This is a genomic window from Chryseobacterium contaminans (assembly GCF_001684955.1).
Taxonomy (GTDB): domain Bacteria; phylum Bacteroidota; class Bacteroidia; order Flavobacteriales; family Weeksellaceae; genus Chryseobacterium; species Chryseobacterium contaminans.
This window is the reverse complement of record NZ_MAYF01000001.1, coordinates 1-24,928: the sequence shown is the minus strand read 5'-3', so window position 1 is coordinate 24,928 and position 24,928 is coordinate 1. Positions and strand designations below refer to the sequence as shown.

Here is a 24,928-nt window from a genome sequence, read left to right as displayed (position 1 = left end):
ATAAAATTATTTCGAAGGAGTTACTTTGGCTACAACTTGTGCCCCGTCTGTAAGGGCATCTATCCTGTTCACAGCGATCTTGTCTCCTGCATTCACTCCTGTCTTCACAAAGTAATCCTGAGAAGTGCTTCCTGATACTTCAATCTGTGTCATTTTCACTTTATCTTTACCATCAAGTTTGTAGACGAAGAATTTATCCTGAATATCTTTTACCGAAGTTTTTGGAAGCTTCACTACCCCATCCAGTGCATTATGAATCATTACTCTTCCCGTTCCTCCTGATCTTAACAGTTTATCAGGGTTCTGGAAAACAGCTTTCATCTGAATACTTCCTGTATTTCGGTCAAAGTTTCCGCTGGCATTTTCCAGTCTTCCTTTAAACCCATATTTAGAACCGTCTGCTAAAATAAGTTCTACATTTTCAGCACTTTCTCCTGAAGCAGCAGCCCTGCTATGGGCAATAAAATCGGCTTCATTCATTGAGAAATAAACGTTTACACTGCTGATGTTGGAAAGTGTTGTTAGTGGTGACGGATCAGACGGACTGATGAGGTTTCCTACCCTGTTTGGGATTCTTCCGATGTATCCGCTTACCGGGGCTTTGATATAGGTAAAGTTCGCATTGATCTTTGAAGAGCCTAATGAAGATTGAGCCTGAGCCACCTGTGCTGATGCTGCTTTTAAATTGGCCTGTGCAGTTTTAAGCTGCATATCGGAGACTACTTTTCCTTCTACAAGAGGCTTTAATTTTTCAACTTCCAGTCTTGCAGTTTCCTGGGCTGCCAATGCAGATTTCAAAGCGGCTTCATTGGTATTGACCTGCTCATTGTACACGGAGGGATTAATTCTAAAAAGCGTTTGCCCTTTGCTGACAAACTGTCCTTCTTTTACATATACAGCTTCCAGATATCCTGTTACCTGTGCTTTTATCTCTACATTATCCTGTCCTTCTATACTTCCGGGGTAACCTATTGCCACATCTTCATTTCCGGTGGTCACCTGAATAAAATCAGTAGGAAGTGCCACTGCCTGCTGGGCATTTTCCTGGCCGTTCCCTGAACCGCAGGAGTACAGTATTGCTGCAGCAGTAAGTGAAAGTGCCAGATATCCTTTTCTGTAGTTCATAACATTTGTTTTTAAATTTTACAGGAGCAAAATAAGTTCATATAATAAGGAGTTTCATCTAAAAATCAGGTGAAACGTAGTTAATCGCAGGTGAAGCGTACGATAGTAAAAATGAAAGGAAAAGCGTTTATTTTTGCCGTTCAGATTGATAAAAAAAGGCTTTCCCGTTTTAATATTTCAGAAATACGGTTGAGGTTTAAATTTCTACGTTTCACTTTTAAAACTCTCAGCGCAGGTTATTTCCCAGCCTAATTTCGCTGTATCAAAACATTAAAAAATAAGTCAATAATTTAAATTTTCATCAAATGAAAAAGTTTTAGCAATCACAGCGATTGTGTTAGGTTTAGGAGTACAGGTTCCGACTACGAAAAGGGTTCCGGGATAAAATTAATTTTAAAAGGTAGAATCAATATTGCCAGTGAGCCTATTAAAAATGTAAATAGCTAGAAATTAAAAAACTTATTTTCAGACTGGTTAGGTTTTCTGGTTTGCATAATAGGATTGGAAGCTCGAAGAGGGAGGATGGAAGTTGCTATTGTGTAAAGAGCTTCCGATCATTATAGAAACGACTATTTAATCATTAAAAATGATTTTCATCCATCTTGCGTCTTCAATAACCTTCCTCTTCCAGCCTCCAGCCTCCTTTTCATTAATAATCCATCCAGGATTTGAATATGGAAGCTTTTTCACGACTTACAATCACTTCCATTTCAGGCTGTTTTCTCAGTTCCAGCTTCAGCTTTCCATTAAAATGATTAAAAATCTGTTTTACAGAATCAATATGAATGATAAATTGCCTGTTGGCACGGAAGAAGAATTTGGGATCCAATTGTTTTTCAAGCTCTTCCAATGTTTGGGGAATATTTTCTACAACTCCTGTATTCAGCATTGCCTTACTGATTCCCAGTTCTGTATAGATGTATAAAATGTCTTCTGCCAGCACTGTTTTATAGCCATCACGATGAGCAATCAGAAAACGTTTTCTGTAATCTTTAGGTTGGATATAGTTAAGCAGCCCTTCAATAGCAGACCCCACAACCGGAACAGCCTCCATAAAGGTTTCATAGCGCTTAAGAGCGGCATCCAGTTCTTCTTCTTCTATTGGTTTTAAAAGATAATCTATACTGTTGTATTTAAAGGCCTGTACTGCATATTCATCATAGGCAGTGGTAAAAATTACAGCACTTTTAATTTCATGTTTATTAAAAATTTCAAAGCTTAATCCATCTGCCAGGCGAACATCCATCATAATAATATCCGGGACGACATTGTTTTGCAACCAGTGTACGGCAGAGGTTATTGAGTCTTCTACAGATAGGATTTCAATATGAGGCCTGAGCTTTTGCAGCAACCTTTTTAATCTGTCTGCATTAGGTTTTTCATCCTCAACTATTAAAATTTTATTAATCTTCATATCAATGGAAGTTTTACAATAAATTTATCTTCAGTTTTTTCTATAATCGGTTTTGTGTATCCCAGGATCTCGTATCTGGCAATGATATTGGTAAGCCCAACACCGGAAGAGTCCGGCTTATTGATCAATGGCAGAAAAGTATTGGAAACTACGAGTTCTCTTTCAGAATTGGTATACACATGAATCTCCAGCGGGTTTGCTTTTGAGGTCTGATTATGTTTGATTGCATTTTCAACCAACAGCTGCAATGATAGCGGAAGGGTGTACATGGATTTGTATTCTTCCTGAATATCAATTTTAAATATGACTCCTTCCCCAATTCTTTTTTCAATCAGGAAAATATAAGAGTCTAAAAATTTCAGTTCTTCTTCCACGGCAATGATATCCTTCTTGGAATTCACCAGCAGATATCTGTATACCCGTGCAAATTTTTCGGAGTATTCATATCCTAGCTGTTGATCTTCCAGAATAAGCTCTGAAAGAACACTCAGGTTGTTAAAGATAAAATGAGGATCTATCTGAAGTTTTAGAGCCTGAAGTTCAGCCGCCATGGCAGCCTGCTTATGCTTTGAGGCTCTGATTTTGTGCTGAGCTGCTTCTACAGCAGTTTTTTTCCAGTTTTGAAGTAAATAATCTACGGTATTAAAACCACTTATAATAAGAGATATCACGATATTGGTGGCTACCCATTGCCCCAGTAAAGTATATTCTTTCCTGGAGTCCATTTCCGGCAGATTATCAGAAGTGCAGTCTACAATGGCATTGATAATCATTACAATCAAAACGCTTCCTACAATCTGAAGAAACCCTTGAATAAGCAGCCGTTTAACGGTTCTGTCTTTCCAGGGAAGGAGCTTATTGAGCGTAGAGTCAATAAACAGACTTACTTCTGAGATGATGATTGAAAAAAAGAATACCCATAGAGCGTCTTCAATAAACATTTTCAATGGAGTCTCCAAATAGCCCTGCCAGACTGGGTCAAAAGGATCAATAAGATAGGAAAATCCACAGAAAGCAATCACTGCTACTGCCCAGATCACCAGCCTTCTTTTCATGGCGGAAAGGATCTTTTTGCTTCGTATTAAATTTTTTCTGATGGTAGAAATCCTATTCATATCCGGGACTTTATGAATGTAAATATAGAAATAGATTTTAGAAGAGTCTTCGTCATTTTCAACGAGACGACTAAATGTGCATCTGAAACGTAAAATTGAAGAGTTCAAATGAAGCCTAACGTTTCATCACCTGAAAAAGACATTTCATCATCATTTTATGCAACATCACCCTATTTTTAATATAATACTACTTCTTCCTATCCTAGTTTTGCAGTATCAAAATCGGTACAATGAAAACAATAATTGTCTGCACAGATTTTTCCCGTGAAGCTGAAAATGCTGTTCATTATGCGGCTTCTATGTCTAAAGAAAGCCATTATAATATCGTTTTGTTCAATTTACAAAGCGTTTCTATTCATGCACTTAACGCCCAGGCTTCTGCTGATTTTTTCTATGAACAAACGCTTAAAAACCAACAAAAACTCACCGATAAATCTATTGAAATAAGCCGCCTGTATGCTATAAAAACAGAGTTTTATCTGGCCTCAGGAAATTTTATTGAGGAGCTTAATAAATGTATAGAAGCTACAAACAGTGACTTTATTGTTATGGGAATGGCTGAAAAAACTCTTGAACAGAGGCTTTTAGGAAATAATGTAATCAAGGCGATACACAGAATTAAAAAACCGATATTAATTATTCCCGGCCATATAGAATATACAGGAATCCGAAAAATTCTCTTTGCTTATGATACCCATAAATCTATCACCTGGTCTGCAATGAACAATATTTATTCTTTTATTCACGAATTCAATGCGGAAATTGAGGTATTCAATGTAGGAGAAAGTGTAGAGGATTTTGAGGAAGTTCATGATATTGATCTGAATTCCGGTTACGATCTTGATGATATTAAATACAGCTTCAAGATGATCCAGTCTATTGAAATCATCAAAGCGATTGAAGAGGAAGTAAAACTTACCAATGCGGACCTGCTGACGATGGTTCCATACCGGTATAACCTTGTAGAGTCTCTTTTCCACCGAAGCAAAACCGCCATCATGGCGTATAAAAATAAAGTTCCATTACTATCAATCCCATTAAACACAGATTAAGACTCAATCAATAAAAATCACATTTGAATTATCCTTTTTTGCCTTTTTAAGGGTTAAATTTTACACTTAATCTTGTTTAACAGGACCAGAAAGCAGTTTCCGGTCCTGTTTTTTATAGGGTTACCACCACTTTTCCAGCTACACGATTGGTCTCCACTTCAAGATGTGCTTTTCTGATGTCTTCAAAAGGAAATGTTTTATAAACAGCAGGCTTCAGATTTCCTGCATCCAATAAATCTGCAATTGCTTTTATGGTTTCTTTCTTGGATTCAACCATCATAAACTCAATACTTACCTCCTTCTGACTGGCCTTATCTTTCACTTCTTCAGGGATTTCCGGTGATGGAAGGGTTACAATGATTCCACCTTCATGTACAATATCTACAGAATTCAGTAAAGTTTCACTCTGGATGGTGTCTATCACAATATCAGCATCCTGAACTTTATCTTTAAAGTTTTCGGTAGTATAATCGATATGTTCATCAGCGCCCAATGAAAGGACAAAATCCCTGTTTTTAGCTGAAGAAGTACCTATCACATAAGCCCCGAAGTGTTTGGCAATCTGAACGGCAAAATGCCCCACTCCTCCTGAAGCAGCATGAATGACTACTTTATGTCCTTTTTTAATGTGAGCAACATCTACCAATGCCTGGTATGCGGTAATTGCTGCCATTGAGGCTGCCGCAGCCTCTGGATGAGTAATGTTTTTAGGTTTTAATACCAAATGACCTGCCGGAGCGGCAACATATTCTGCGTAGGTACTTCCGTTTCCAAAGAAGTTCACCATTCCAAATACCTCATCGCCTGCTTTAAAATCTATTACATTCTTTCCGGTTTCCACGACTTCTCCTGAAATGTCCCAGCCTAAAATAACAGGTCGGTTCTCTTCAAAGATCCAGTTTAAAACGCCTTCGTATGCTCTTGCTTTAACATCAACCGGATTGATACTTACCGACATCACTTTTACCAGAACCTCATCCTCACCTATTGTTGGTCTTTCAATTTCTGTGAACTGAAGATTTTCTACACTTCCTGCTTCGTTTATAATAACAGCTTTCATATTTTTATGTTTTAAAATTATGGGACAAATGTAATCCGATCGTATCTTTACAGCAAGTATGTACTTTTTTGTAACCTACACACCTAAAACATACTATTATTGATCATCAATACATTAAAAAAATGTTAAAAGTAAAAAAAGTGACCAATGAGCCATCCTGCCCTGTTGATTATGCTTTCAAACGCATTGGCGGAAAGTATAAGGGCCGGATTTTATGGTACCTTCATACCAAAAATGTGATGCGTTATGGTGAACTGCGAAAATCACTGTCGGATATCACGCCCAAGATGCTTACGCAAACAGTACGGGAACTGGAAGATGACGGACTTGTACACCGAGAAGTTTATCATGAGGTTCCTCCAAAAGTGGAATATTCTTTAACCGAGACAGGCCTTGAACTGATCCCTTTTATTGATTACCTGAAACAATGGGGAGAGGCTCAGATAGAAAAAGAGAACGTAAAAGATGAAGCTTGATTTTAAAAAAAACTGTCTCATTTCTGATTTAGAAACAGATTCCTTGATTTGGAAGGATACAATTAAAGAGAAGAGTTTAATCAACAAAAAATCTCTGTTTTTTTGACAATGTTACTCTCCAAAACATACTTTTTAATACATTTGTTATAAAACATATTTCAAATGAATTTCGAGCAGGTTAATCTACACCTTGAAGCCTATAAGGAACACAACCAGATTCTGGATGCCGCCAAATATCTGATTCATTCATTTAATCTGGAGCATGAGAATTTTGCAGGCTTTGGATTCAGGGAAGAGCTTTCTCCCACTTCGATGCTTCTTACTGCTGAAGGAGAACTTGGTGGACCTCAAACTGTAATGATTCCCAGAAATTTATTTGATTTTGACCTGAACCTTGTCTTGAATATGGTAGCCCACGAAATGCTTCATGTAAGACAAAAAGCCCCAGGCCAGGTGATTGAAGACAAAAATGAAAGAGAATTTCAGGCTTATTATGAAATGTTGTTTCATAAAGTTTTTCCACAGGTTCCTGACGTTTCCGACTTTCATAAAAAATTCTTCGGCGGAAAAGCCCTGGAATATTATAAAAGAATGGGTGAAGGCTCAGAATTACAACAAAAATATGCAGAACAGAAAACAGAAGTAGAACATTTAATTAACACATTACCATGAACGTAAAACCAGACATAACCTGGGCAGATTTTGAAAAAATAGATATCAGATGCGGAACAATTATTTCTGTACATGATTTTGAAAAGGCAAGAAATCCGTCTTATCAGCTGGAAATTGATTTTGGTGACCTGGGAATCAGAAAATCATCCGCGCAGATCACTTCTCTTTATCAGAAAGAAGATTTGATAGGAAAACAGATTTTAGCTGTGGTCAACTTCCCTAAAAAACAGATTGCCAACTTCTTCAGCGAATGTTTGGTTTTAGGATTATATGGAGAAGACAAAAAAGATGTTACACTTTTAACGCCTTCACTACCCACCAAAAATGGGATGCAGGTCGGTTAGGTTAATTCGCATAAAAAAACCTTATAGGCACTGAACTCCCATAAGGTTTATTATTAACTGTTTATTCGATCACTATTGATGTAATGTTTTGGTTCCTAGATTAGTAACCTGTCCGAAAACTACTGTTACATTTCCTGTGTTTTCGTCTACATAACCGGTACTATTGTCCGCATCATAAGAAACTGTATAATTCCCTTGTGGAAGCCCTGAAAACATAAAAAACCCATCCGGATTAGGAATTGCAGTCGCTAAAGTATCTGTTGCGGTAATAGCATGTACAACAGCCTTTGATGCTTGAGGCTGTACATAACCTTTAATCTGTCCGTTTGTCAATTCAGAAAAGGTTCTGATAACGGGTTTTAAAATATAAGATCCATTTCCTGTTTTTACAATAGATCGTCCGGCATCAAAATCTATCCATACGGTATAGGCTCCATTGCCAGCCAAAGTTTGATGCCAGTTAAATTTCAGCCCGCTTTGCTGGCCAGACGGAGTTTGCAACGGATATGTTACCCCGTTTGAAACTAAAGTGTTATTAGGGCCAAGTACCATCCTCATTTGAGAAACATTTCCCTCCGGAAGTATAGCCTGTCCTAAAACCACATCTGTCCCGTTTTTAAAATCAAGAAGATTATAAACCCCTGGTTTAGGGAAATTAAGTGAGACCCACTCTCCATTAACGCCGATTTCAATTTTTTGAATATCAATATTCACAGCGCTATAAGCCGCTGGGCCATCTGTAAGCCTTACATTAACTGTGGCGGTACCCTTATCATCAGAATCATTACATGACCCCATAAATAATAATGAAATACCACTTCCCATGATGAATAACTTTTTCATAAGAATAAATTTTATGTACTCTTAAAACGGTTTGGAGAATTACTTTATTATGTTTTATATTTCAGCCTTAAAAAAACAGAAAATGATACAGAACATACCATTAGAAAAAGTCTTATTCCTTGATATTGAAACCGTTCCGCAGGCAGCATCCTGGGACGATTTATCGGAAACTGATCAGCATCTTTGGGACAAAAAAACAAAATTCCAGCGAAAGGAAGATGTTTCGGCAGCAGAATTTTATGAGCGTGCAGGAATCATGGCAGAATTCGGAAAGATCATCTGCATCACCATCGGAATGGTGGAGAAGAATGAAACCCTAAAGATCAAAAGCTTCTCCGGGCATGATGAAAAGAGGATGCTTCAGGAATTTGGAGAGATTTTCAACAGTCCAAGGCTTTATAATGTAATTCTCTGTGCCCATAACGGAAAAGAATTTGATTTCCCATGGATTGCCCGAAGATATCTTATCAACGGAATGCAGCCTCCTGCTCCATTTCAGATGTTTGGAAAGAAGCCCTGGGAGATTCCTCATATAGACACTATGGAGCTATGGAAATTCGGGGATTATAAAAGTTTTGTATCATTGGAATTACTGGCCCATGTCTTTGGTATTCCCACTCCAAAGGATGATATTGACGGCTCAATGGTTTCATCAATTTACTACATAGAAAAAGACTTGCAGCGAATTGTTGACTATTGTGAAAAAGATGTCTTAACTTTGGCAAATATTTTCCGGCGTATGCGTCAGGAAGATTTGTTGAAAAGGAATATCAATCTAGATTAAAAAATGAAATTTACAGACGATCAAATTGCAGACATTGGTGAAGAAATCATCAGCGTGCTAAAAACCGTATATGACCCCGAAATTCCGGTAGATATTTACGAATTAGGGCTAATTTATGATGTACAGATCTCCGATGATGCTGACGTAAAAATTATAATGACCCTTACCACTCCTAACTGCCCGGTAGCTGAAACCCTGCCTCAGGAAGTAAAAGATAAAGTAGGAGAAGTAGAGCATGTAAAAAGTGTTGACCTGGAGCTTACCTTTGAACCAAGCTGGAATAAGGATATGATGAGTGAAGAAGCGAAATTTGAACTGGGAATGCTATAATTATAAGTATATTCTATTCAAATATAATTCATATTACTAGAATGAACTAAAAAGTGATATGAAACTTGAAAATATAAAAAGGATGTCATACGCTGACATCCTTTCTTTGTATCATTAAAACCCAGCAGGTTATTTTAAGCTTCTTTTGCAATTTCTTTTCCCTCTCTCCTGCTCCACTCACTCCATGAGCCCACATAAAGATTTGGAATTTTAAATCCAGCATGAGCTAATGCTAAAATCGTATGACATGCTGTTACCCCTGAACCACAATGAATAATCAGGTTTTCTGGTGTATTTTCCAGTAATTGGCTATATTTTTCTTTCAGAACTTCAGGGCTCAGGAACAATCCGTTTTCATCCAGGTTTTCAGAAAAAGGAATATTGATGGCACCTGGAATATGCCCGGCAACCAGATCAATAGGCTCAGACTCTCCTTTGTATCGGTAAGCATCTCTTACATCAATGACGGTAGAAGAATTGCTTTTTAATTCATTTTCAACATCTTCAAGGCTTGAAACAGGAAGAAGCCAATTCTCTTTTTTATTTAATGGTGCTTTTTCAAATATCTCTTCTCCTGATGCAAACTCCATATTATTTTTTTCTGCAGCCTGTATTCCGCCATCAAGAACCTGTACATTTTCAAATCCAAAGGCTCTTAACATCCACCAGGCTCTGGCTGCTGCATTCGATCCATTCTTATCATCATATACAACAATATGAGAGTTTTCAGCAATCCCAAGATTGGAAAGTGTTTCTGCAAATTTTTCAGGAGTTGGAAGCGGATGCCTTCCTCCAAAGGCAGCATCTTCTCCTATTTCGGCCAGATCTTTATCCAGATCAATAAATTTTGCACCTTTAATATGCTTTTCCAGATAGTTTTGCCTTGCCTCTTTTCCGGTTCTTGCATCAAGAATGACTAGGTGTTCTATTAGGAGATTCTTTAAACCGGAGGGTGAAATTATTGGAGACATATTGTTGATTTTTTATTTTAATGCTAGAATATTGGCTAGGATAATTATATCTGAGTATAATGAAACTACTTAAAGTGAATCTTATTTAATCTCTTTATTCAAAATTCTTATGATTTCACTTCTTAAACTACTAAGGGTAAAACTATCATTTTTGAATCCTATCGGGAAAGTTCTATGTCCATCATTTATCTCTTCACATATAACAAACTCAGGATCCTTTTTCTCAATTTGTATAGTTTTCTCAATCTTAAATTTACGTTCCACCTTCTCTCCTTTCTCATCAATCAGATACACAACATATAAGGCATCCAACATTTCTTTTGGCTTATCAAAATATCTATGAACGTTTACAAATTGATTTTTCCATGCAAATTCATCAACACTAAGATTTTTAAACTTCATATCCTCTTCCGGCAGCTCTTTGTTATCATAAAATACTTTTATTTTATCAAAATACTGATTGGCTTCGGAAAATTTATTGGCAGCATTTAAAGTCTTTATCAGTTTTGTGTAGAAGCTATATTCCTTAGGAAACTCAGCGATTCCATCTTTATATATTTCCTCAGATTTTGTATAATCCTTTTTCTCTACATAATAGTAGTTCCCTGCAATTCCTATAATCTTTTTATACCAATCATCTTTTTGCTCTGCTTTACTCAATGCTTCCAAAAATGTCTTTTCTTCGCTTACAATATCTTTATTAATCTTATATATTCTTATTTTTTCATAATAAAATTCAGCCAAAGGAGCTTCAGAAATTGCCTTATCTATATCCTTCAAAGCCTCATTATATTTTTTCATATACATTTCAGAAAGGCCCCTGTAAAAAAAGATATGAGGTTTGGTATAACCTTTATTCAATGCTTTATCATAGTATTCAATGGCTTTATCATCATTTTCTTCCCTAAAGAAGGCAAAACCTAATTGATATAATTCTTCGCCTGTAAAATTTACACTTTCATTCTCCAAAGCAATAATTTCTTTATATTTTTCTTCACCAAATAGCTTTTCCACTTTTTGTGAGAAAACTATAGAAGAACAAAATAGAAATGTTGAAATATAGAAATGTTTCATATTTTAAAAATGAAAAATATCCTTTGCTTTATTATAAGAACTTTCAAAGTTTAAAAGATTCAGCTTGTGTTCTGCTTTTTCAACGCTCATAAAGTTGATCACCTGTTCTGTAGGCATATTTCCTACCAGATCATCTTTAGCCATAGGACAGCCACCGATTCCTTTGATAGCACTGTCGAATCTTCTGCACCCTTGGTCATAAGCTGCTTTTAGTTTTGAATAGGATTCTTCATAACGGTTATGAAAGTGTCCCCCGAAGTTAATTTCAGGATATTTTGAAGGAATTTTTTCGAATAAAAGAGCAATAGTTTCCGGCGTTGCCACTCCCGTCGTATCAGAAAGAAGAATGTCTTTCACCCCGATATCAGAGAATCTTTGTGCCCATTGATCCACATCTTCCCATTTCCACATTTCACCATACGGATTTCCAAAAGCCATAGAGAAATAGATATTCAGCTGCTTTCCTTCACTTTTTACCAGCTCAAGCATTTTAATGATCTCATCAAAAGCTTCTTCCTGACTCTTATTAGTATTTCTGTGCTGAAATGTTTCAGAAATAGAGAAAGGGAAACCCAGAATATCTACAGACTGATGTTTTAATGCTTTTTCAGCACCTCTATAGTTTCCAATGATTGCGGAAACTTTAGTTTTGGAACGCGATTTATCAATATTTTCAGCCACCTCATCAGAATCTGCCATCTGGGGAATTGCTTTTGGAGAAACAAAGCTCAGGCAATCCAGCACATCAAAGCCAACATCCATTAAGGAGTTGATATAATCTATCTTTTTATCAGTAGGGATAAACTCTCCCCATCCCTGCATTGCATCTCTAGGACATTCGGTAAGAAACATTTTTACTTTTTGATTTTCTCAAATATAATAAAACTAAACTACTTAGTATACTGTACATACAAATCTAACATTATTTTGATTTTCAAAGTTTTATATCCCATTTATAATTTCAATAACTGATATTCGGTCGCAAATAATGTATTCTGAGCATCAAATTTGCTAACTTTGTTAAAATTTATGATAAATCTGATGAGTACAATAGAATTCAATCCGTTATGGAAAGAGAAATTACTGAACCGTTTTCTTAGTTATGTAAAAATATATTCAACCAGTGATCCTGAGAGCGAGACCACTCCTTCTACCGAACGCCAGTGGAATATTGCCAACTACATTACTGAAGAGCTGAAAACTATCGGTTTAGAAGATGTTTCAATTGATGAGCACGGTTATATTATGGGCTATGTTCCGTCTAACCTTGAAAATGATGATAAACCAACGATTGGATTCATTTCACACTATGATACGTCACCGGATTTCAGCGGGGAAAATGTAAACCCTCAGGTTTGGGAAAATTACGATGGAAATGACCTTCTGTTGAACCAGACTACAGGATTCACCTTATCTCCATCAAGATTTGAAAGCTTAAAAAAATATATCGGTCAGACGTTAATTACTACTGACGGAAATACTCTTCTTGGAGCTGATGACAAGGCGGGTTGTGCAGAAATTGTAACCGCTGCTGAATATCTTATTGCTCATCCTGAAATTAAACATGGAAGAATTGCTGTAGGATTTACGCCTGATGAAGAAATTGGAAGAGGTGCACATAAGTTTGATGTAGCTAAATTTGGTGCAGAATGGGCCTATACAATGGACGGAGGAGAAGTTGGAGAACTTGAATATGAGAACTTTAACGCTGCCGGAGCGGTAGTGAAAATCCACGGATTAAGTGTACACCCGGGATATGCTTATGGTAAAATGATTAATGCGGCTTTACTGGCTGCCGAATTCGCTCAGACTTTACCGGCTAATGAAACACCTGCAACCACTAAAGGTTTTGAAGGATTCTATCATTTAATGGATATTACGGCTGATATTTCTGAGGCAAAGCTTCAATACATCATCCGTGATCACGATGCTGATAAATTTGAAGCAAGAAAGAAATTCCTGGAAGAAAAAGTAGCGGAATTTAACCAAAAACATGGTGAAGGAACAGCAGAAGTAGAGATCAAGGAGCAATACAGAAACATGAAGCAGCAGTTTGAAGGTAAAATGCACATTGTAGACCTTGCAGCTAAAGCAATGACTGAAGCAGGTATTGAACCTAAGATCAAGGCCATCAGAGGGGGTACAGATGGGGCTCAGCTTTCTTACATGGGACTTCCTTGCCCGAATATCTTCGCAGGAGGAATCAACTTCCACGGGCCATATGAATATGTAGCATTGGAAAGTATGGAGAAAGCAACAGAAGTGATTATTAATATTGTAAAAGCTTAATAAGATGAAAAAACTCTTAGCATTAGCATTCATCGTATCTTTTGCTTTCGGAAATGCTCAGGTATCTGCATTTCAGAAGGCTGATTCCAAATATGAAAGAAAAAAGGCATCATTGTATAATAAATACCCTAAGCCTAATGATCTGAGAACTAAGCTAGAGTGGCTTCTTACGGAAGATAAAATAACATCTTATAAAAATGCTCTTGAGAAAATTTCTGAAGACGATAAGAAAGCCTTAGCAAATGACCCACCTGTCAAAACTAAACTGACTAAAGAAGCGGAATACGAAGCCGGAAAAGCAGCTTTTCAAAAATTATTGTATGGAGCCGTTGATCTTGATTTCTTAAACTATGCTTCGGATTCTTATAAAGCTACATTAAATTTTGTAGTAGACTCCAAGGGAAATGCCCTGGATGCTCAGGCTAAAGGAAATAATGAAGATGTAAATGCATTCATTGAAGCTGCCTTTTACCGTATTAAAGAAAAAGGAAAGTGGAAACCTGCAGAAAGCAATGGGAAACCAGTATCATCAACGGTATCTGTTCCCTTAATTCTTACATTTAAAAAATAAATATGATAAACCCACTTCACAGTGGGTTTATTTTTTTATCTCTTCCAACATACTCCCCAATCTCATATTTCACTCATCCACGGACAGTTAAATTCAAAACCAATTTATTTTTTCATTATATTTACTCATGACAGCTTAATAAAACTATTAATTTTTAACATCAAATTACATCATGAAAAAAATGAAAAAACTTTTGAGAAAAGATCTTTCAACGATTCTTGGTAGCGGAATAGACAATTGCCATATGGGAGGAGATTCCTATAATTGCCAGAATGACTGCCAGTGCTCATGGGGAAAAGCCTGTGAAATGTATGAAGACGGAACCCCGGGGCAATGCATTGCTGTTGGCGGAGGCGGTGGAGGAACTGGCGGCGGAGTCGGATGCATTCCTCCGAACGACTGCACGGAACAACCTTATTAAAATTTCAATCAAACATCAATCTACCGGAGGCTATAATAATGGCTTCCGTTTTTATTTTCATCCGAAAACGTATTCTTATCATAGCATTTTTACCGTTCATCAAATAAAATTCCCGCCCATCTTTCAGATCTGTTTTTTTGTATCAAATTCATTTAAATAACAATCACTTATGAAAAAAATTCTTTTTTCAATGGCCTTTATAGCAGTAAATTATGCATTTGATCAAATGAACCTTGAACACTCTTACACCTCAGATGGCAGTCATTGGGATGTTTACTCAGACAATAACACCTCTCATTATCTGATTGGTAAGGAAAACAATACTTTTGACATCTACAATGCCAATCATACATTGTATAAAACCCTGGTACCTAATATCCCTGGTACCTATACTTATATTCCTGAATTGCTTAAAGAAGGCTACCCCATTTCCAAACGTATTTTTAATACGGATGACCAATTAGAATTCATCCTAACGTTTATCAATAATCAGAATGGACAGCGCTTGATGCTTATCATTAATGAAGATGGAAATATCATCAAACAATTTGGAAATGATTATCAGCCTCTCTATCAGATCTTCCATGATGCTGTATCTAATCAGAACAAATTTGTGATTTCAAAAAATTCAGGAACTAATACGGTTACAGAAGTATATACGCTGCCTACTTCTACCTTAACCACTTTAGAAATTCAAACACAAAACAAAAATAAACTTTCAGCTTTTCCCATTCCTGCCAACAAAATTTTGACTATTACGAATCTCGGAAACGGAGGAAACCATGTTCAGGTTTATGATGCTTCCGGAAAAATGGTGCTTCATAAAAGCTTTGGTTGGGGAGAGAAAAGCATCTCCCTTGATGTAGAATCTCTTCAGGCAGGAGTTTACTTGTATAAAATCGGAGATCAAAACGCCAAGTTTATCAAGAACTAACTCTTTTCTTCATCTTGATGACCTCCCACTTCCCTTGAAGTGGGATTTTTCTTTTAACAGATACAGCAAAATATAAAGCAGCGATATCTACAGCTCATCAAAACTCTATGACCGTTCATCAAATAAAATTTCATACCGCCTTCCGGATTTGTTGTTTTGCATCAAATTTATAACAGTAATAAAATTATGAAACAACAATTTTTCGCATTCAGCTCTTTGTTATTATGCATTACTTGCTCTATGGATACCCAGGCTCAGCAAACCCAGGCTCTTCACCTCGGAATTAAGGGTGGAGCAAATTTTACAAAAACCTCAACGGAGTCTTCTTCCTTGGAAGGGAAATACGGCTTCGGCTATCAGGCAGGGGCAATGGCAAGATTCGATATTGGAAGCCTGTATGTACAAGGAGAAGCTTTATTCAACAAAAGAAAAACCTCTTACGAAGCAAAAGACAAAGGATCTGCAAAGCTGACATGGAATGCCATTGATATTCCTGTAGTGATTGGATATAAACTCATTAAATACGATGATTTCAATGTAAGAGCATTTGCTGGCGGCGTGTACAGCTATGCTTTTAACAATAAGTTATCGGTTTCCGAATCACTGCAGGAGGGTTTTAATAAGTTTGATAAGTCCAATATCGGAATTACAGGAGGAATAGGAGTGGATTATAAAAATCTCACCATCGATTTCAGATATGAACGAGGGCTATCCAACATCAGTAAGGAATTTAAATCCAAACCCCACAGCTTTAGCCTTGGAGTAGGTTATTTCTTATTCTAAAAACTTGAATTATCTTTGACCAATTAGAAACTGTGAACCTGCAGTTTCTAATTTTTTGTAAACTCTCTTCAGACCACCCATGACAAAACCTCCTATTTTCAAAGAATATATATTCTACCTCAGCTTCTGGTGTATTTTTGCCGTTGTAATATGGATTAACTTTCAGGTCAATACGGATCGGCTGATTGCTGTGCTTCAAACTATTGCTATTGTAATAACCTCTTTTATTTTCACCTATCATCTTGCTCAAAAGCTTCTTCCCAAAGCCTTAAGGACAAAAAAAATGAAGATTTTCCTGGTACAGGCTGTCGTGAATATTTTAATAATGAGTGTTGTTTATTCCTTCATTTTCACTTACCTTCAGGTTGCTCCTACAGTTGATTTACCTCCCAGCTTCTACGATCATTTACCTATTTTATGGCAAGGATTTTATATGGCTATTCCTGCTGCTTTTATGATAAGCGTTGCTACCTGTGGCATTAAGTTTTATCTGGAACATGAAAAAATAGAACGGGACCATATCCTTCTCCAGCAGGCTCATCTGGAAAACCAGCTTAAACTGCTTCAGGATCAAATAAATCCGCATCTGGTCTTTAATATTCTGAACCACATCCATATTCTCATCAAAACAGATACTCAGCTGGCTGATTTTTTATTAATGAAATTTTCGGATATTCTAAGATATCAACTCTACCATTGCAACCAGAATCTGGTTCCTCTTGACAAAGAAGTTGAATATCTCCAAAATCTGGTGGAAGTAGAAAAACTGAGATGGGGAAATGAGCTTAATGTAGATGCAACCCTGAAAATTGATAGTACAAAAGCTCTCATTGCCCCTCTTTTATTGGTTCCTTTTATTGAAAATGCATTCAAATACGTGTGCAGACTTCCCGGGCAAACCGGCTATGTGAAGATTTTCTGTAAAGAAGAAAACAACAATCTCTTTTTTTATGTTGAGAATTCATATTCGGAAATGGCAGTCCATAAGAAGAAAGACGGAGGTATTGGGCTGCAGAATGTAAAGAAACGCCTGAAATTGCAGTATCCTAATGCCTATGATCTTAAAATTGAATCCGATAATCTTGTATTTAAAGTAACTTTAACCTTAAAACTGTCTGAAAATGAGCAATACTATTCCTAAAATGAAATGCCTGATTGTAGATGACGAACCCCTGGCAAGGTTTCATCTTAAGGAACTGGCAGACCAGATTGATTTTTTATCGGTGGAAGGGACCTGTGCTACAGCTTTGGAAGCAGATGCCAAGGTAAAGGAAAGCGAAATAGACCTTCTTTTCCTGGATATTAATATGCCTTATCTGAATGGCATTGATTTCCTGGAACAGCTTGAAAACCCTCCATTATGTATTTTTACAACCGCCTATTCTGAATACGCATTGGAAGGATTCCGGCTTCAGGTAGTGGATTATCTTTTAAAGCCTATTGCCTTTAACCGTTTTTATCAGGCAGTAAATAAAGCACAGCAGCAATTTATCATCAATGAAAAATTAAAGAAAAATACCCCTTTGGATGATCCATTTTTGTATGTAAGGCAATCTGATACCTTTATCAAAGTTTCCTGGGTGGATATTTTATATATTGAAAGCATGCAGAACTATACCAAGCTGCATTTTAAGGATAAATCCCTGGTCATTCATCAGACGATGAAAGCCATTGAAGAATCGCTGCCGTCCGAACATTTTTTCAGAATCCATAAATCGTTTTTAATCAATATCATTCATATTGATATGATTTCGGGAGGCCGCTTGTTTATCAATAAAACAGAGCTTCCTATTTCCCGTACCCGAAAGGAAGAATTGCTCAATCAGGTGGTGTATAAGAAGCTGATTAGTAAATAAAAGAGAAAGCCGGAAGATGTTGGGGGAATTATTCACATTAAAAAATTGATCAAATAAAGACATTCCGGCCTGTTTTTCTCATATTTTAAGGCAGATTCCAGCGTAAGGATACAGCAGCGTAGAAGGTGCTTGAAAATTTAGGATCTGCAATATTTTTCTCTTTAAAAATGCTTTTGATCTTTCTTTCACTTTCCGTAAAACTTCTCACCAAAGTAGATCCTCCCGTGACTCCTATACTCAGTTTATCATTGATCTTTATTTCCGGTCGGAGACCTGCTGTAATCTGCTGATAACCAAACATGATAGATTCTCCATTTTTATTCCTTTCCACAGTCATTCCGTTAAGGTTCACTACTGCTTTTAAAGTAAATGCATCTGAAAACTGATAGCCAACTTCTGCACCTTCCGGGAAATTAATTCTGAATTTCACCTTTCCATTGGTTTTCCAGTCGAAATAGATCCATGGCAGAACCATTGGAACTCCAAATGCTGTAGTAAGCACAGGGCCCGCTCCCAATGCAAGGTTATGATTAAAATGTCTGATAAATACGATCCCTCCCTGCCCCAGGACATCATCAAAACTTATTTTTTCCATATCTGTGTATACTCCCACTGAAGCCATCATCATCATACTCCACTTCTTTCCCAGAGGTCTTACATGCTGCAATCCGACCTGGGCGTTCAGCATTTGATCCGGAAATAACGGAGTTTCATAATTCTTGTGTGACATTTTTGCATAAGATCCACTCAGCAACATAGACCACGCCTTTACCTTACCTTCTTGATCTTTTTTTACAGATAATGGAATACTTAAGTTAAGGTCTACCCTTTTAAAATCACTTTTGGAATTCGTCTTTACACTGTCTTCCGGACGGATATAATTAGAGGATGGAATATACTCGGTTTTAAGCTCAGCTGAGATTCCCGACTGGGCATTTACCCAATATCCTAACGGCAGCAGACAGCAAAAAGCCGTCAAAAGGTTTCTTTTCATATTTTAAATTTTATACAAAGAGAACCTTTTAGCTATTTTTTACAAAAATTACTTGATTAAGTGTCTGAATGGTATGACCAATAGAAACAATGGAAGGATAAAGCTCAACGAGCTGGAAGTCAGAAGAGGGAAGCCGAAAGTTAACAGCAGATGGCTTTATAACTTGTAGTCTGGATAAAACTTAGCCCTAATATGAGGAAGATTAACAATTTTAAACTTTATTGTTCCTCAACCTTTCAATAACTTCCCTCTTCCAGCTTCCTTACTATTTAGGCTACAGATTCCTGCATTACAGTTTTCTTACCCTTGTATATCTGATATCCAAACCATACGGCAACCAAAGCCATTCCGGCACGGGTAGCCACCATAGGTAAAATAGAGTCTGCTTCCAGAAGCCCCAGCAGACCAGACATTAAAAAGGTTACCATAAGCTGCGTGAATCCTAAGAGTGCTGCTGCAGTACCTCTTCCTTCTTTAAATGGAGATAATGCATGTGCTGAAGTAAGGGGGAATAATATTCCAATAGCTAACAGAGATAGATACAACATCCCTATTTCTAATACCATAGAAAGGTTTCCTGCAGCTATAAAAATGTGAAGGGTACATACCACCAACAGGATTAAAGTCGCTGCAAATAAAAGCGTTGAATTGCTTATTCTCTGGATTAATCTAGGTGTGATATAAGCCGCTGTAATTAAAGCTAATGAATTGAATGCAAAGATAAAACTGAAAGTCTCACTGGAAAAGCCATGAATTTCCATAAATAAGAATGGAGCATTTGAAATATAGATAATCAACGACGCAAAAGCAATACTTCCCACCATTGTACTGTTGATGAATTCCCTATTGGAAACAATCATTTTCAGCTGCTCTTTTAAACTTTTCTCATCGGTTGGTACATGATCTGGCTGGCTGATTCTCGTATTGGTTTCCGGAACATATTTGTATACCATAAAGAAGGTAATCAATCCCATAATACACAGGAATGCAAACGAGCTGTTCCAGCCCCAATATTTCAGAAATACACTTCCCATTAAAGGAGCTACAATGGGGGCAATCCCACTAATCTGCGATTGCTGCGCAAAAATGGTTACGGATTTCTGTTTATCATAAAGATCAATGATAATAGCTCTTCCGATTACAATTCCAGCACTTCCTCCGAATGCCTGCAAGAATCGCATCGCCCATAAAACGTAAATATCTGAGGTAAAATAAATGGCCGTTGCTCCTATAATAAAAAGAATAAGCCCGCAATACAGCATCGGTTTACGACCTGTTTTGTCAGATAAAGGTCCCCACAATAACTGTCCGATGGCAAAGCCGGCAAAGAAAACCGAAATAGAGATTTGAATGTGCCCGATATCAGTATTAAAAATTTTGGCCATACTTGGAAAAGCAGGAAGATAAAGATCTATACTTAGAGATTCCAACGTGTTGAGCAGCGCTAAAATAAACACTACAATACTTAACTTCTTCATAAATTGTAAGCCTTCACAGGCGATTTTTTTCAGGGTGCAAAATTGCCTTAAAAAGCAAAAGATTACAATAAAAGAACTGAAGGAAGTATAGGACAAATTGAGGATTCAACTACAACAATATACGAAAATCATTGATTTTAACCCATTATCATTGTAAATATTGAAGATTCTATTTTCAACTATTCTTAAAACAATCAGGGTTTTGACCGGTATGTTTCTTAAAAAACCTTGAAAAATATGAAGCATCGTTAAAACCGAGCTTAAAAGCAATCTCTTTCACCGTAAGTGCCCCAAAACTGAGTTCTCTTTTTGCTTCCAGGATAAGACGCTGGGAAATCATTTTCTTTACCGTTGTTCCTCTCAAAAGACGTACAATATCATTAAGGTGATGGGTACTTATCTTTAATTGCTCAGCATAGAAACCCGTTTCCCTCTGCGATATATAATATTTTTCAATGAGTCCTACCAGATCATGAATACGCTGACGGTCATTCAGTAGAGGTTCCTGGGGCTTAATCTGTTCTCCAATAATGATACAAAATGCTTTCAGATAAGCCTTTAAGAGTTCTGTTCTGGCTGCCCCTTTATATTCCTGTTCAATTAATGACAGAATTGTACTGCAGGTTTTTTCATTTTTAGGGTCTAAAAAAAACGGCAGTTCTCCTCCTGTGAGTACGGATTCTATATCACAGGCTTCATTGAAAATTTCCCGGCTTATCGCCATTGCATACCCTTCCTCACCTTCTATTTTCATATTAAATGCCTGTCCCGGAGCTATAATACAGATTTGATTATTCTCAATTTTATACCTTTCAAAATCCAGTTCCAAATGGCTATTTTCATATACTTCTCTGAACCAGATAATTTCAAAAAAGTTGTGCCGGTGCACATCATGAAAATTTTCCGGGCCAGCTGCGCTCAGGGTACTCATCTGAAATTCTTCAGACGTAAGATGGTGAACCGGTATTTCTTTTTCGGGTATGTTCATCACTGCATTTTAAAAATAGTTAGATCACAAACAAAAACCACAGCAAAAAAAGTGCTGCGGTTTTCTACAATATTTAAAATTAAATAAATTTTATCCGTTTTGGTTTCCTAAAAAAGCATCCCATCCCTGAGCGGTAAGAGCTACTAACTGATTAGAACCTCTTGCCACCATAAAGTTTCCTTCTTCTTTTTCTACCGCATGTCCTATAATGGTAAAATCCGGATGATTCTTAATTTTATCAAAATCATTTGGTGAAATGGTGAACAGTAATTCATAATCTTCACCCCCGCTTAAGGCTGTCATTACAGGATTTAAATTCATTTCATCTGCCGTAGAGATCGTAAGGGTATCCATAGGTACTTTTTCTTCATACAGCCTGAATCCTACCTTAGATTGATCAGAAAGATGAAGAATTTCAGAAGCAAGACCATCAGAAATATCAATCATAGAAGTTGGTTTAATATCCAACTCCTCCAAAATCTTTTTAACGTCTGTTCTTGCTTCAGGTTTCAATTGTCTTTCCAGGATATAATCATAGCCTTCCATTTCCGGCTGCATATTCGGATTGGCAAGATAAACGGCATGTTCTCTTTCCAAAACCTGTAATCCCATATATGCTCCTCCTAAATCTCCTGTTACCACAAGAAGATCATTCGGTTTTGCTCCACTTCTCTTGACAATATTTTCATCAGCTTCAATTCCTACAGCAGTAATACTCATTACTAATCCTGAGTTAGAGCTTGTAGTATCTCCGCCAATCAGATCTACTTTATATCTTGTACACGCTGCCTGGATTCCTGCATAAATTTCTTCAAGAGCTTCTACCGGAAAACGGTTGGAAACAGCCAAAGAGACCAAAATTTGTGTAGGAACAGCGTTCATAGCAGCAATATCACTTAGGTTTACGACCACCGCTTTGTAGCCTAAATGTTTCAACGGAACGTAGCCTAAATTAAAGTGTACTCCTTCTGCCAGAACATCCGTCGTAAGAACTACTTTTTTATTATCAGGATTAATCACTGCCGCATCATCTCCTACTCCAAGTTCCGAAGACTCATTGGATAATGGAAAATACTGCGTCAAATGCTTAATAAGACCAAATTCTCCTAGTTTTGAGATGGGCGTCAGCTCCTGTGATTTATCTTCAAACATAAAATTTCTTTTTTTGTACAGTGCTCAGTATAAAATGTAATATGACTCTACAGTCTGTTATAACACTAAACCTTGAACATTAAACTTTGAATTACTTTGTAAATTCTGCCGGATCAATATTGTGTGGATGGAAAGGAAGCTTTTTAAAGTCTTCTTTTGACAATACCACTGTTTCCGGGCTTTTGTATTTATTCATTGCTTCTACCACATCATCCGGCGGGGTAGTCATTTTTCTCAGCATCATATCGATCCAAACTCCTGTTGCTTCGGAAGTAGCACAGTGTACTCCATCCGGAGTATAGAATTTGTGAACGAAACGATAGATGGAAGAATCTTCAGAACATCCGTCAATTTCTACACTTACAATCACCGTTTGATCGGCATAGATTTCCTTGAAGAAAGAATATCTTTCATGCAAAATAACAGGACCAATCCCCCATCTGCTTAATTGGGTAACCCCCATTTTTTCTTTGGTCATAAAAGCCATTCTGGCTTGCGCACAATATTGTACATAGGATGAATTGGCTAAGTGTTTGTTGGCATCAAGGTCGCTCCAACGCACTTCAAATTTATGGTAGAAAATCATACTGAAATCGTTTTGGGTATAATAAAAAATTATAATCTTCAAAAATACTCAAATAAGATGGTTTATAAAAATTGTACTTTTGAAAAAATAATCTTCAGCATAGGATTACATATACATGAAACAGATCATTATTATCGGAGGTGGTGCTGCAGGCTTTTTCTGCGCATCCAACCTTGACGAAAAGAAATATAAAATTACCATTTTAGAGCAGAACTCAGATGTCCTTCAGAAAGTTAAGATTTCCGGAGGCGGACGCTGTAATGTTACCCATGCCTGCTTTGACCCAAGAGAACTGGTACAATTCTACCCCCGCGGAAACAAGGAATTATTAAGTGTATTCACCAAATTCCAGCCGGGAGATACTATGGAATGGTTCGATCAGCGTAATGTTCCTTTAAAAATAGAAAATGATAACAGAACGTTTCCTGAAAGCAATTCTTCACAAACGATCATCAATACCTTTTTGAATGAAACCCAGAAGAAAAATGTTGTTGTACAAACAAAATGCAGCGTAAAGGAGATTGAAAAACAGGGCGAAAAATATCTTGTAAAAACCAATTCCGGAGATTTTGAGGCGGATTATATCGTATATACTACCGGAAGTTCTCCTAAATCTTTAAAAATCATTGAAAATCTGGGGCATAAAATCGTAGACCTTGTTCCTTCTCTTTTTACGTTTAATATTAAAGATGAACTTTTAAAAGACCTTCCGGGAACAAGCTTTGAAAACGCAGGAATTTCAATCCCTAAATTAAAAACAGAAGAAAGCGGACCGCTATTAATTACACATTGGGGGCTTTCCGGACCTGCAGTTCTGAAGATTTCAGCATGGGAAGCAATTAGCCTTGCCAAACTTAAATACAACTTTGAAATTGAGGTTAATTTTGTTTCTGTCGCCATGGAAGATGCAGAAGAAATATTCCAGAGCTTCAAACAGAACAATCCTAAAAAAACTATCGGACAATCTAAGATCTTTGAAATTACGAACAGGTTCTGGCAAAAGATATTAGATATTTCAAAGGTTGACCTCAACAAACAGGTCGCTAATATTTCAGGAAAAGAAATGCAGAAAATTCTGGAAAACCTATGTAAAAAGAAGCTTCAGGTGACCGGAAAATCAACTTTCAAGGATGAGTTCGTTACGGCCGGAGGTGTTGATTTAAAAGAAATTAACTTTAAGAACATGTCTTCAAAACTTCTTCCTAACTTTTATATAGCCGGAGAAGTATTGAATATAGATGCAGTAACAGGTGGCTTTAATTTCCAGGCATGCTGGAGTGAGGGCTGGCTGATTGCACAGGAATTGAATTCCTTATAAATCATTTGGAATAAAAATAATGCTTTCAGTTAAAAGAAATATCAAATTTTTCAAAATCCTTCTCATCATAGGGTTTGCCTATTTCTTTTGGCTGATGCTCAATATTACCCTTGAGTATATTCCTGTAAATCCCAACGTGAGTTTTCTGATGATTAAGCAGACTGAAGTGGAACAGAGACCAGAATATCTTTACTTCTTCTACACTCATGTGTACACAAGCATTTTTGTGCTTCTTTCAGGATTTTTTGCCATCATTCGTAAAGACTTTGGATGGAAGAGTTTTCATCGCAATATGGGA

The 24,928-nt window shown here is 36.9% G+C and carries 27 protein-coding genes and 1 pseudogene; 15 read left to right on the top strand and 13 right to left on the bottom strand.

The window, feature by feature from the left end; all coding sequences use genetic code 11:
• Positions 1 to 6 precede the first annotated feature (6 nt).
• From BBH99_RS00140 to BBH99_RS00130, 3 genes are all read right to left on the bottom strand, one after another.
• Positions 7 to 1,125, bottom strand: a complete 1,119-nt coding sequence (locus BBH99_RS00140) for an efflux RND transporter periplasmic adaptor subunit (protein WP_066690333.1) — start codon at positions 1,123 to 1,125, stop codon at positions 7 to 9.
• A 649-nt stretch (positions 1,126 to 1,774) separates the two neighbouring features.
• Positions 1,775 to 2,539 (bottom strand): LytR/AlgR family response regulator transcription factor, encoded by a 765-nt coding sequence (locus BBH99_RS00135; protein ID WP_066690315.1) that lies wholly within the window; start codon positions 2,537 to 2,539, stop codon positions 1,775 to 1,777.
• Entirely contained in the window at positions 2,536 to 3,654 is a 1,119-nt protein-coding gene (locus tag BBH99_RS00130; protein ID WP_066690312.1) for a sensor histidine kinase, read from the bottom strand. Before BBH99_RS00130 ends, BBH99_RS00135 begins: the two co-directional genes overlap by 4 nt.
• A 230-nt stretch (positions 3,655 to 3,884) precedes the next feature.
• Between BBH99_RS00130 and BBH99_RS00125 the strand changes: the two genes are divergently transcribed.
• Complete coding sequence (locus BBH99_RS00125) at positions 3,885 to 4,706, top strand: universal stress protein (RefSeq protein WP_066690308.1); 822 nt, start codon at positions 3,885 to 3,887, stop codon at positions 4,704 to 4,706.
• Positions 4,707 to 4,818: 112 nt separating this feature from the next.
• On the opposite strand, the gene BBH99_RS00120 is transcribed toward BBH99_RS00125, so the two are convergent.
• Positions 4,819 to 5,766: an NADP-dependent oxidoreductase gene (locus tag BBH99_RS00120; protein WP_066690305.1), complete on the bottom strand. Its 948-nt coding sequence runs from the start codon at positions 5,764 to 5,766 to the stop codon at positions 4,819 to 4,821.
• A 122-nt stretch (positions 5,767 to 5,888) separates the two neighbouring features.
• Between BBH99_RS00120 and BBH99_RS00115 the strand changes: the two genes are divergently transcribed.
• The 3 genes from BBH99_RS00115 to BBH99_RS00105 all read left to right on the top strand — a co-directional run bounded on the left by BBH99_RS00115 (position 5,889) and on the right by BBH99_RS00105 (position 7,258).
• Positions 5,889 to 6,242 carry a winged helix-turn-helix transcriptional regulator gene (locus BBH99_RS00115; protein WP_066690302.1) on the top strand — a complete coding sequence of 118 codons (354 nt, stop codon included), beginning with the start codon at positions 5,889 to 5,891 and terminating at the stop codon, positions 6,240 to 6,242.
• Positions 6,243 to 6,404: 162 nt separating this feature from the next.
• Entirely contained in the window at positions 6,405 to 6,914 is a 510-nt protein-coding gene (locus tag BBH99_RS00110) for a hypothetical protein (protein WP_066690296.1), read from the top strand.
• Positions 6,911 to 7,258, top strand: a complete 348-nt coding sequence (locus BBH99_RS00105; protein ID WP_066690291.1) for a tRNA-binding protein — start codon at positions 6,911 to 6,913, stop codon at positions 7,256 to 7,258. Before BBH99_RS00110 ends, BBH99_RS00105 begins: the two co-directional genes overlap by 4 nt.
• A 72-nt stretch (positions 7,259 to 7,330) precedes the next feature.
• Here the strand turns inward: BBH99_RS00105 and BBH99_RS00100 are convergent, their stop codons facing one another.
• Entirely contained in the window at positions 7,331 to 8,101 is a 771-nt protein-coding gene (locus BBH99_RS00100; protein ID WP_066690289.1) for a DUF4382 domain-containing protein, read from the bottom strand.
• Positions 8,102 to 8,183: 82 nt separating this feature from the next.
• On the opposite strand from BBH99_RS00100, the gene BBH99_RS00095 reads away from it, so the two are divergent.
• Entirely contained in the window at positions 8,184 to 8,885 is a 702-nt protein-coding gene (locus tag BBH99_RS00095; RefSeq protein ID WP_066690608.1) for a 3'-5' exonuclease, read from the top strand.
• Positions 8,886 to 8,888: 3 nt separating this feature from the next.
• On the top strand, positions 8,889 to 9,215 hold the full coding sequence (locus BBH99_RS00090; RefSeq protein WP_050021700.1) for an SUF system Fe-S cluster assembly protein: 327 nt from the start codon (positions 8,889 to 8,891) through the stop codon (positions 9,213 to 9,215).
• A 134-nt stretch (positions 9,216 to 9,349) separates the two neighbouring features.
• Here the strand turns inward: BBH99_RS00090 and BBH99_RS00085 are convergent, their stop codons facing one another.
• The 3 genes from BBH99_RS00085 to BBH99_RS00075 form a co-directional block, all read right to left on the bottom strand.
• Entirely contained in the window at positions 9,350 to 10,186 is an 837-nt protein-coding gene (locus BBH99_RS00085; RefSeq protein WP_066690287.1) for a sulfurtransferase, read from the bottom strand.
• An 81-nt stretch (positions 10,187 to 10,267) separates the two neighbouring features.
• Complete coding sequence (locus BBH99_RS00080; protein ID WP_123872927.1) at positions 10,268 to 11,200, bottom strand: tetratricopeptide repeat protein; 933 nt, start codon at positions 11,198 to 11,200, stop codon at positions 10,268 to 10,270.
• A 63-nt stretch (positions 11,201 to 11,263) separates the two neighbouring features.
• Positions 11,264 to 12,112, bottom strand: a complete 849-nt coding sequence (locus tag BBH99_RS00075; RefSeq protein WP_066690285.1) for a hydroxymethylglutaryl-CoA lyase — start codon at positions 12,110 to 12,112, stop codon at positions 11,264 to 11,266.
• A gap of 189 nt (positions 12,113 to 12,301) precedes the next feature.
• Between BBH99_RS00075 and pepT the strand changes: the two genes are divergently transcribed.
• The 7 genes from pepT (at position 12,302) to BBH99_RS00040 (ending at position 18,114) form a co-directional block, all read left to right on the top strand.
• Positions 12,302 to 13,549, top strand: coding sequence for a peptidase T (pepT, locus tag BBH99_RS00070; RefSeq protein WP_066690606.1), 1,248 nt, complete (start codon positions 12,302 to 12,304; stop codon positions 13,547 to 13,549).
• 4 nt (positions 13,550 to 13,553) lie between these two features.
• Entirely contained in the window at positions 13,554 to 14,120 is a 567-nt protein-coding gene (locus BBH99_RS00065) for an energy transducer TonB (RefSeq protein WP_066690283.1), read from the top strand.
• 181 nt (positions 14,121 to 14,301) lie between these two features.
• Positions 14,302 to 14,541, top strand: coding sequence for a hypothetical protein (locus tag BBH99_RS00060; RefSeq protein ID WP_123872924.1), 240 nt, complete (start codon positions 14,302 to 14,304; stop codon positions 14,539 to 14,541).
• A 169-nt stretch (positions 14,542 to 14,710) separates the two neighbouring features.
• Positions 14,711 to 15,475: a T9SS type A sorting domain-containing protein gene (locus BBH99_RS00055; RefSeq protein ID WP_066690278.1), complete on the top strand. Its 765-nt coding sequence runs from the start codon at positions 14,711 to 14,713 to the stop codon at positions 15,473 to 15,475.
• 186 nt (positions 15,476 to 15,661) lie between these two features.
• The gene (locus tag BBH99_RS00050) at positions 15,662 to 16,258 is read left to right on the top strand and encodes a porin family protein (RefSeq protein ID WP_066690276.1); all 597 of its coding nucleotides are present in this window, start codon (positions 15,662 to 15,664) and stop codon (positions 16,256 to 16,258) included.
• A 79-nt stretch (positions 16,259 to 16,337) separates the two neighbouring features.
• Positions 16,338 to 17,399: a sensor histidine kinase gene (locus BBH99_RS00045; RefSeq protein ID WP_066690273.1), complete on the top strand. Its 1,062-nt coding sequence runs from the start codon at positions 16,338 to 16,340 to the stop codon at positions 17,397 to 17,399.
• Positions 17,380 to 18,114 (top strand): LytR/AlgR family response regulator transcription factor, encoded by a 735-nt coding sequence (locus BBH99_RS00040; protein ID WP_066690270.1) that lies wholly within the window; start codon positions 17,380 to 17,382, stop codon positions 18,112 to 18,114. The genes BBH99_RS00045 and BBH99_RS00040 overlap by 20 nt, the downstream gene beginning before the upstream one ends.
• 85 nt (positions 18,115 to 18,199) lie before the next feature.
• Here the strand turns inward: BBH99_RS00040 and BBH99_RS00035 are convergent, their stop codons facing one another.
• The 5 genes from BBH99_RS00035 to BBH99_RS00015 all read right to left on the bottom strand — a co-directional run bounded on the left by BBH99_RS00035 (position 18,200) and on the right by BBH99_RS00015 (position 23,312).
• Positions 18,200 to 19,108 (bottom strand): DUF6268 family outer membrane beta-barrel protein, encoded by a 909-nt coding sequence (locus BBH99_RS00035; protein WP_066690266.1) that lies wholly within the window; start codon positions 19,106 to 19,108, stop codon positions 18,200 to 18,202.
• A 269-nt stretch (positions 19,109 to 19,377) separates the two neighbouring features.
• Positions 19,378 to 20,586, bottom strand: a complete 1,209-nt coding sequence (locus BBH99_RS00030; protein ID WP_073300012.1) for a multidrug effflux MFS transporter — start codon at positions 20,584 to 20,586, stop codon at positions 19,378 to 19,380.
• A 175-nt stretch (positions 20,587 to 20,761) separates the two neighbouring features.
• Positions 20,762 to 21,574 carry a helix-turn-helix domain-containing protein gene (locus tag BBH99_RS00025; protein WP_066690261.1) on the bottom strand — a complete coding sequence of 271 codons (813 nt, stop codon included), beginning with the start codon at positions 21,572 to 21,574 and terminating at the stop codon, positions 20,762 to 20,764.
• Between the two features lie 90 nt (positions 21,575 to 21,664).
• Positions 21,665 to 22,726, bottom strand: a complete 1,062-nt coding sequence (gene thiL, locus BBH99_RS00020) for a thiamine-phosphate kinase (RefSeq protein ID WP_066690258.1) — start codon at positions 22,724 to 22,726, stop codon at positions 21,665 to 21,667.
• Positions 22,727 to 22,817: 91 nt separating this feature from the next.
• Positions 22,818 to 23,312 carry an acyl-CoA thioesterase gene (locus tag BBH99_RS00015; protein ID WP_066690256.1) on the bottom strand — a complete coding sequence of 165 codons (495 nt, stop codon included), beginning with the start codon at positions 23,310 to 23,312 and terminating at the stop codon, positions 22,818 to 22,820.
• A gap of 115 nt (positions 23,313 to 23,427) precedes the next feature.
• On the opposite strand from BBH99_RS00015, the gene BBH99_RS00010 reads away from it, so the two are divergent.
• Together BBH99_RS00010 and BBH99_RS00005 are read left to right on the top strand one after the other, a co-directional pair.
• A complete protein-coding gene (locus BBH99_RS00010; protein ID WP_066690251.1) occupies positions 23,428 to 24,630 on the top strand; it encodes a BaiN/RdsA family NAD(P)/FAD-dependent oxidoreductase in 1,203 nt (400 codons plus the stop codon).
• A 19-nt stretch (positions 24,631 to 24,649) separates the two neighbouring features.
• Positions 24,650 to 24,928: pseudogene (locus tag BBH99_RS00005) on the top strand (DUF2306 domain-containing protein); the annotation flags it as partial.